The following is a 465-nucleotide window of genomic DNA, read 5'->3' as shown; positions in this document are numbered from 1 at the left end:
CGCAGCCGCCCGCGACCAGCGCAAAGGGCGCGACCGATCCGCCGAGCAGCGGCAGCGGCAGGAACGGCTCGCTCGCCCGCCGCGCGTGCCAGACGAAGCTGACCGCGAGCGCGACGGCGCCGCCGACCATCGCCAGCACGGTCGGCGACAGCCAGGGAAAGCGCGTGCCGCCCCAGGTCAGGACCAGCATGAAGACGACCGCGGAGGCCATCAGCAGCACGCCGCCGAGCCAGTCGACCTTGCGCCTGCGGTGGAACACCGGGATCTTGGTCATCTTGGGCAGCAGCAGCGCCAGCGCCGCGGCAGTCAGCGGCAGGTTGATCCAGAAGATCATCGACCAGTGCAGATGCTCGGCGAACACGCCGCCGATGACGGGGCCGAGGATGCCGCCGACCATCCAGACGCTGGAGAAATAGGCCTGGTATTGTCCGCGCTCGCGCGGGCTCACGACGTCGGAGATCACGG

At 70.3% G+C, this 465-nt stretch carries 1 protein-coding gene; it reads right to left on the bottom strand.

The window, feature by feature from the left end; genetic code table 11:
• The coding region (locus tag AACY52_RS30865) for an MFS transporter (protein ID WP_339561474.1) at positions 1–465 on the bottom strand (465 nt) is incomplete at both ends.

Source organism: Pseudomonas sp. EA_65y_Pfl1_P113 (assembly GCF_963970525.1).
In the GTDB taxonomy this organism is placed as follows: Bacteria; Pseudomonadota; Gammaproteobacteria; order Pseudomonadales; family Pseudomonadaceae; genus Aquipseudomonas; species Aquipseudomonas tritici.
Note: the sequence above shows the minus strand (reverse complement) of the source record. Positions and strands in the feature narration are given on the sequence as shown.